At 64.7% G+C, this 7,081-nt stretch carries 5 protein-coding genes; 3 read left to right on the forward strand and 2 right to left on the reverse strand.

From position 1 onward, the window contains the following. Both V6M52_RS10035 and V6M52_RS10040 read left to right on the forward strand, forming a co-directional pair. Positions 1-517, forward strand: a 517-nt coding sequence (locus tag V6M52_RS10035) for an ABC transporter ATP-binding protein (protein ID WP_332700916.1), incomplete at its 5' end; no start/stop codon positions are given. 35 nt (positions 518-552) lie between these two features. Next, on the forward strand, positions 553-1,044 hold the full coding sequence (locus tag V6M52_RS10040; RefSeq protein WP_332700917.1) for a GAF domain-containing protein: 492 nt from the start codon (positions 553-555) through the stop codon (positions 1,042-1,044). Positions 1,045-1,053: 9 nt separating this feature from the next. On the opposite strand, the gene putA is transcribed toward V6M52_RS10040, so the two are convergent. Further along, entirely contained in the window at positions 1,054-4,515 is a 3,462-nt protein-coding gene (putA, locus tag V6M52_RS10045) for a bifunctional proline dehydrogenase/L-glutamate gamma-semialdehyde dehydrogenase PutA (protein ID WP_332700918.1), read from the reverse strand. Positions 4,516-4,673: 158 nt separating this feature from the next. Between putA and V6M52_RS10050 the strand changes: the two genes are divergently transcribed. Then, the gene (locus V6M52_RS10050) at positions 4,674-5,141 is read left to right on the forward strand and encodes an Lrp/AsnC family transcriptional regulator (protein WP_332690506.1); all 468 of its coding nucleotides are present in this window, start codon (positions 4,674-4,676) and stop codon (positions 5,139-5,141) included. Between the two features lie 260 nt (positions 5,142-5,401). On the opposite strand, the gene V6M52_RS10055 is transcribed toward V6M52_RS10050, so the two are convergent. Then, positions 5,402-6,985 (reverse strand): peptide ABC transporter substrate-binding protein, encoded by a 1,584-nt coding sequence (locus V6M52_RS10055; protein ID WP_332700919.1) that lies wholly within the window; start codon positions 6,983-6,985, stop codon positions 5,402-5,404. Positions 6,986-7,081: the final 96 nt, after the last annotated feature.

The following is a 7,081-nucleotide window of genomic DNA, read 5'->3' on the forward strand; positions in this document are numbered from 1 at the left end:
GCGGCAATGCCAGATGGTGTTTCAGGACCCCTATGGGTCGCTGCATCCGCGCAAGACCATCGATTCCACGCTGAGCGAGCCGCTGACCATTCATGGCTTGGGAAATCAGGGCGAGCGCGTCGAGGCGATGCTGCACGCCGTGGGGTTGGATCAGCGGTTCCGGTTCCGCTTTCCGCACCAATTGTCGGGCGGACAAAGGCAGCGCGTGGCGATTGCGCGGGCACTGATGCTGGAGCCGAAACTGCTGCTGCTGGACGAGCCGACTTCGGCGCTGGACGTTTCGGTGCAGGCGGAGATTTTGAACCTGCTCAAGCGGCTGCGGCGGGAGCAGGGACTGACGTTTTTGCTGGTGACGCACAATCTGCCAGTGGTGAGCTTTCTGTGCGACCGGCTGGCCGTGATGCGGCATGGGCGAGTGGTCGAAATCGCCGATGTGGGCCAGCTCAAGCAGGGGCGGCTGAGCGAGGCCTATTCGCAGGAATTGCTGGCGGCGACCGAGGGGCATGCCCCCGCCTAGCGTCGCCCAAGAACTTCAGACCAAGGACTGACTTCATGACTGACTATTCCCAGGCCATTGCGCAATTCGATGCGGCTATTGCTGTTGCCAAAGGCGCGGACGAGGCGTTCGGGGCGCTGCAGGCGCTGGTGCAGGCAACGGTGGGTGCCAAGCTCTTCACCTTCATGACCGTGGACATGGAGGCCGAAGTGGCGCGGCGGGCCTATACGAGCGACGCCCAGAACTATCCCACCTCGGGGACCAAGCCGATCCGCTATGACAGCTGGTTCGATATCGTCCACAAGGAGCGGCAGTATTTCGTGGCCAACACCATCGCGGACATCGCCAAGGTGTTTCCCGACTATGAGCTGATCGACTCGCTGGGCTGCCAGAGCGTGGTGAACATGCCGGTAGTGATCGGCGGAGAGCTGATGGGGACGGTGAACATGCTGGATGTTGAGGGCTATTATACGCCAGAGCGCGTGCAGGCGATCCGCGACGTGATCGCGGTGCCGGCCAAGCTGGCGGCGCTGGTGGCGGCAAGGTAGGGGCTCCCCCTACCCCGCTTGCGCCATGAGGGTGGCATTGCCGCCTGCGGCGGTGGTGTCGATGCAGACGTGGCGTTCGAGCTGCAGGCGGGCGGTTTCGCTGGCGCTGGTGAGTAGCGGCAGGATGGGGCCGTCGCGATCGGCCAGGGCGCGGCGAATGGTGCGCAGGGTGTCGACGTCGCCGAACCAGGCGACGGCGTCGAATGTGGTTGCCATCGACAAGGCATCGAGGTCGAGATCGAAGGCCAGGGGGATGCAGCCGGCGTCCTCGGCCAGGGCGTGCTGGGCCGCGCGATCGGCCTCTGTGGGGCCCAGGCAGACCAACGCGCCACGGGGCACGGTGTGCATGATATTGCTTTCGCCAGTCGGACCGGGAAGCGACTGCGGCGCGATCTGCGTGTGCCCATAGCCCTGAGTGAACCGCGGCAGATAGTGCGGTCCGCCGGCCTTGGGGCCGGTGCCGGAAAGGCCCTCGCCGCCGAAGGGTTGGGAGCCGACGACGGCGCCGATCTGGTTGCGATTGATGTAGATATTGCCGGCGTGAATTTCGGTCGAGACCTTGCGGACGCGCGAGGAGATGCGGGTGTGCAAGCCAAAGGTGAGGCCGTAACCGGAGTCGTTGATGGCCTCGATCACCCCATCGAGCTGATCGGCCTTGAAGGTGGCGACGTGGAGGACCGGGCCGAAAATTTCCTCCCGCAGCTCCTCGATGCCGGTGATGCGGAGGACGGTGGGGGCCACGAACGTGCCCTGACCGGGCGTCTTCAAGCGATGAATCAGATTCCCGGAATGCTCGTAACTATCGATATGCGCTTGGATTTTTGATCTGGCGGCTTCGTCGATGACGGGGCCGGTATCGGTGCTGAGGTCCCAGGGATTGCCGATGGTCAGTTCGTCCATGGCGCCCTTGAGCATCTCGATGGTGCGCTCGGCGGCGTCTTCCTGGAGGTAGAGCACGCGCAGAGCCGAGCAGCGCTGGCCGGCCGATTGGAACGCCGAGGCGAGGATGTCGCGCACGGCCTGTTCGGGAAGCGCGGTGGAGTCGACGATCATGGCGTTGAGGCCGCCGGTCTCGGCGATGAGCGGCGCGGTGGGCGCGAGACTGGCGGCCATGGCGCGGTCGATGCGATGGGCGGTGGGCAGAGAGCCGGTGAAGACGACGCCTGCGATGGCTGGATCGGAGGTGAGGGCGGTGCCCACTTCGCCAGCGCCGGGCAGGAGCTGGATGGCGTCGGCCGGGATGCCGGCTTCGTGCATCAGCTGGACGGCGCGGAAGGCGATGAGCGGGGTCTGCGGGGCGGGCTTGGCGAGGACGGGATTGCCGGCGACCAGCGCCGCTGCAATCTGGCCGGTGAAGATGGCCAGCGGGAAGTTCCATGGCGAGATGGCGGCAAAGGGGCCCCGCGGGGATGCCAGGGGTTGGGCCTCGGCCTCGTCGGCGTAGTAGCGCAGGAAGTCGACGGCTTCGCGGACTTCGGCGACGGCATCGGACCAGGACTTGCCGGCCTCGCGGGCCAACAGGGCGAAGAGTTCGGGGCGATGGGATTCGTAGAGGTCGGCGGTGGCGCGGAGGAGACTGGCGCGGGTGGCGACGGGGGTGGTGGACCACTGAGAGGTTGTGGCGGCGGTGATGGCGGTGGCGATGTCGGCTTGGGTCGCGTTGGTGACGGTGCCGAGGATGTCAGTGGGGGCTGCGGGGTTGGTCAGTATGGCGGAAGGCCCCCTCACCCGGCGCTGCGCGCCGACCTCTCCCCCAGAGGGAGAGGTGAAGAGCGGCTCGGCGTGCCACTGGGTTGTGGCAAAGGCGGCGCGGGCAGATTGCATGGCCGGGAAGGCAATGGGGTCGGTGAGGTCGAGGCCGGTGGAATTCTGGCGGGGCGCGAAGATAGCGGCGGGGGATGGGATGGCGGGGTTGGGGATGGCGCTGTGGTCTGGCACAGCGACCCCCTCCCCGGCCCTCCCCTTAAGGGGGAGGGAGGGCAGACTGAGAATCTTGCCGGTCGGATCCTCCGCCACCACCGATGCCGGGATGTGCTCGTCGGCGATCTGATAGACAAACGAGCCATTGGCGCCGTTTTCGAGGAGGCGGCGGACGAGGTAGGCGAGCAGGTCCTTGTGGGCGCCGACCGGGGCATAGATGCGGGTGCGGATGCCGTGCTCGGTGCGCAGGACCTCGTGCAGGCGCTCGCCCATGCCGTGGAGGCGCTGGAACTCGTAGGTGTCGGTGCCCCTGCCTGCTTCGGCCGCCAGATGCAGGACGGCGCTGGCCGTGTGGGCGTTGTGGGTGGCAAACTGGGGGTAGATGCTCGCGGCGGCCATGAGCTTTTTCGCGGCCGCGATGTAGCTGATGTCGGTGGCAGCCTTGCGGGTGAAGACCGGGTAACCATCGAGCCCGATGACCTGGGCGCGCTTGATTTCGGCATCCCAATAGGCGCCCTTGACGAGGCGGACCATGATGCGACGGCCCAGGGATTTCGCCGTGGCGTCGAGCCAGTCGATCAGTGGCAGGACGCGCTTGCCATAGGCCTGAACCACGACGCCGAAGCCGTCCCAGCCGGCGAGCTCGGGCGTGGCCAGGACTTCAGCGATGATATCGAGGGAGAGATCGAGGCGGTCGGCTTCCTCGGCATCGATGTTGAAACCCATATTCGCGGCTTTGGCAGCCAGCGCCAATTTGCGAGTCGCAGCAACCAGTTCGGCCATGACGCGGTGGTGTTGCGCGAACTCGTAGCGCGGGTGGAGGGCGGAGAGTTTGACGGAAATGCCGGGATTGTCGCGGACCGATTTTGCCGTGCAGTGGGGGGCCAGGCTGGCTATGGCGCGGGCATAGGCGTCGAAATAGCGGGCGGCGTCGGGCGAGGTGCGCGCTGCCTCGCCGAGCATGTCGTAGGAATATCGGTAGCCCAGGGCTTCGGGCTTCTTAGCGTTGGTGATGGCCTCGTCGATGGTGCGGCCGAAGACGAACTGGCTGCCGAGCAGGCGCATGGCCTGGGCGACGGCGGTGCGGATGACGGGTTCGCCGAGACGGGCAATAGCGCGATGAAGGGCGTTCTTCGGGCCGACTTCCGGATCACCAAGGACGTCGGCGGTGAGGCTGAGCGCCCAGGAAGAGAAATTGACGAGCTGATTGGACGAGGCGCCGAAATGGGAGGTCCAGTCGGAGCCGCCGACCTTGTCGTGGATGAGGGCATCGACGGTTTCAGCATCGGGGACGCGGAGGAGTGCTTCGGCGAGGGACATGAGCGCGACGCCTTCGTCGGTGGCGAGGCCATATTCGGCGAGGAAGCTCTCCATAAGGCCCAGGCGATTGCCGGTGCGGACGGTCTCCACCAGCGTTTCAGCGTGGGCGGAAATGGCCCGGCGGGCGGCTGCATCGAGGCCGGTTTCGGCGATGAGGTCGCGGACGAGCTGGGTCTCGTCGATGAGGTTGCGGGCGCGGAGGCTGGTGCGGGCGGTGGTGATGGCGGACATGGCGGACCCTGGGGCACGACCTCGTGGTTCGACGGGCTCACCATGAGATCTACTGGTTGGGCAGAGGATGTCACGACATCGATAGGCGTTTCGCCTGATCTGGTGGCAAAGGACGACAAGAAGCGTTATCCTTGGCGCATATTGTAGGACATATACCCATGAAGACCGTCACCTACGAGACTTTGGACCAGATCGATCGGCGCATTCTGGATGAGCTGGCGCGTGATGGGCGGATCAGCGTGGCTGAGCTGTCGCGGCGGGTGAACCTCTCCAAGACCCCGTGCCAGGCGCGGATCACGCGGCTGGAGGCGGCGGGGTATATCCTGGGCTATCGAGCGGTGATCGACCCCAAGCGGCTGGGGCTGCCGCATGTGGCCTTTGTCGAGGTGAAGCTGAGCGATACGCGCAAGGCGGCGCTGATGGCGTTCAACAAGGCGGTGCGGGCGATTCCGGAGGTGGAGCAAGCCCATATGATCGCGTCGAGCTTTGACTACCTGCTCAAAGTGCGGACCAAGGATATCGCGGATTATCGGGAGGTGCTGGGGGAGCGGATTTCGGCCCTGCCGCATGTAGCGCATACGAGTACGCATGTGTCGATGGAGGCGGTGAAGGGGGATGAAGAGTAGGTTCAGCTTACCGTTGCCGATGGAATTCCCGCAAGAGTTTCAGTCGACACCCTCCCCCTTGTGGGGAGGGATCAAGGGTGGGGGTATCCCGCGCGCCGGACTCGCGGAGAGATACCCCCACCCTGCTCGATTCAACGGACTTAGCTCACGCTAAGTCCTATCTCGCTTCCCTTCCCACAAGGGGGAGGGTGGGTCCGGTGGTTGGGGCAACCTCATGCCCTCGCTTGGGCTCGGGCGGTAAGGACCCCACGGGTCGCGCCTTACTCAGCGATCACCGCATCGCGGAAGTACGGAACGTTGAGCGTCGAGCGCCAGAAGCCGGTCACTTTGGGGCTCATCATCATGTAGTTGTTACGGTGGTATTGCGGCAGGATGACGTGGTCGTTCATCAGGATGGCCTCGGCCTTGCGCATTTCGGCCAGGGACTCGGCCTCGTCGCCGGTGGCCTTGGATGCAGCGATGGCGGCGTCATAGTCGGCATTGGACCAGTTGTTGAGATTGTTGGGGCTGCCGCTGACGAAGTTGTCGAGGAAGGTCATGGGGTGCGGATAGTCGGCGCCCCAGCCCATCTGGGCGACCTGGTATTCGACCTTCTGCACCTCGGGATAGAAGACCTGCCATTCGGTGGCCTGGATGTTCACGTCGATATTGAGGTTCTGCTTCCACATCTGCTGGATGGCTTCGAGGAGCTTCTCGATCGGCGGGGAGGAATAGGTGACATAGAGGGTCTCGGGGAAGCCTTCCCCGTTCGGATAGCCGGCTTCGGCCAAGGCGGCCTGGGCACCTTCGATATCGGCGGTTTCGGCGAGGCCGAATGTGTCACGACCGGTGGTGAAGTCCTCGCCGGCAATGGTCATGCCGGGCGGGACCAGGCCGAGCGCGGGTATATCGGCGGACTGCAGCACGAATTCGACAATTTCCTCGCGGTCGATGGCCATGGAGAGGGCCTTGCGGACGTTGAGATTGTCGAGCGGTGCCTGGGCCGGATTAAAGAAGGCGTAGGTGGTGCCCAGGGCGGGAACGACCAGGAAGGCGTCGGATTCGACGGAGAGGCGCGGGATTTCGGGAGCCGGTACGGATTCGATGCCATCGACGTCGCCGGCTTCCATGGCCGCAAGGGCCGTGGCCGGATCGGGGATCAGGCGGAAGGTGAGCTTGTCGAGCGAAACCGCTGCAGCATCGTAATATTCGGGGTTCTTTTCGAAGACGACGGATTCACCCTGGTTGAACTCGGTGACGCGGAAGGGGCCGGTGCCAATGAAGGTGGCCGGATTGCGCGTCCAGCCTTCGGGATCGGCCTCGACCACGTCCTGCCGGACCGGGAAGAAGGTCGTGTAGGTCAGAAGCTGCATCATATAGGGGACGCGCTGCTTGAGTGTGAAGGTCAGCGTCTTGGCGTCGGGGGCGTGGATCTCGATCTCGCCTTCACTGCCGGGGGCGGCATAGGCTTCTTCGGCGCCGACGATGGAATAGAGCATGGCCGCATTCATGGCGCCGGTGGCGGGATCCAGCACGCGCTTCCAGGCATATTCGAAGTCGCCGGCAACCACGGGCTTGCCGTCGGACCAATTCGCGTCGCGCAGGGTGAAGGTGTAGGTCAGGCCGTCGTCGGAGACGGTCCAGGAGTCGGCCAGTGCCGGGACGATTTCACCATTGGAATCAAAGCGTACGAGGCCTTCGAAGGTGTTGCCGATGATGGGCGCGGCGAAGGTTTCGGCGGTGGTGCCGGGGTCGTATTTGGCGCTTTCATTGTTGACCACATAGGTCAGCTCGCCCGCGGCAAAGGCGCCGGCAGTGGAGGCGAGGAAGGCCGCGGTCAGCAGCGGCAGGAAGTGTCTGGTCATCGTCTTCTCTCCTGTTTTTTGGCGGGGTGTGACCCAGCCTTTGCGTCGTTTTGCCGGCAGCAAGCTTGTCGTTTGCTGCCAGCCTGCTTGCGATTG

Origin of the sequence: Devosia sp., assembly GCF_036676215.1 — a bacterium.
Classification (GTDB): Bacteria; Pseudomonadota; Alphaproteobacteria; order Rhizobiales; family Devosiaceae; genus Devosia.

What these genes read in the sequence shown, in the direction of transcription:
- V6M52_RS10040 (WP_332700917.1), top strand. Translation starts at nt 553, where the DNA reads ATGACTGACTATTCCCAGGCCATTGCGCAATTCGATGCGGCTATTGCT.
- putA (WP_332700918.1), bottom strand. Translation starts at nt 4,515, where the DNA reads ATGTCCGCCATCACCACCGCCCGCACCAGCCTCCGCGCCCGCAACCTC.
- V6M52_RS10050 (WP_332690506.1), top strand. Translation starts at nt 4,674, where the DNA reads ATGAAGACCGTCACCTACGAGACTTTGGACCAGATCGATCGGCGCATT.
- V6M52_RS10055 (WP_332700919.1), bottom strand. Translation starts at nt 6,985, where the DNA reads ATGACCAGACACTTCCTGCCGCTGCTGACCGCGGCCTTCCTCGCCTCC.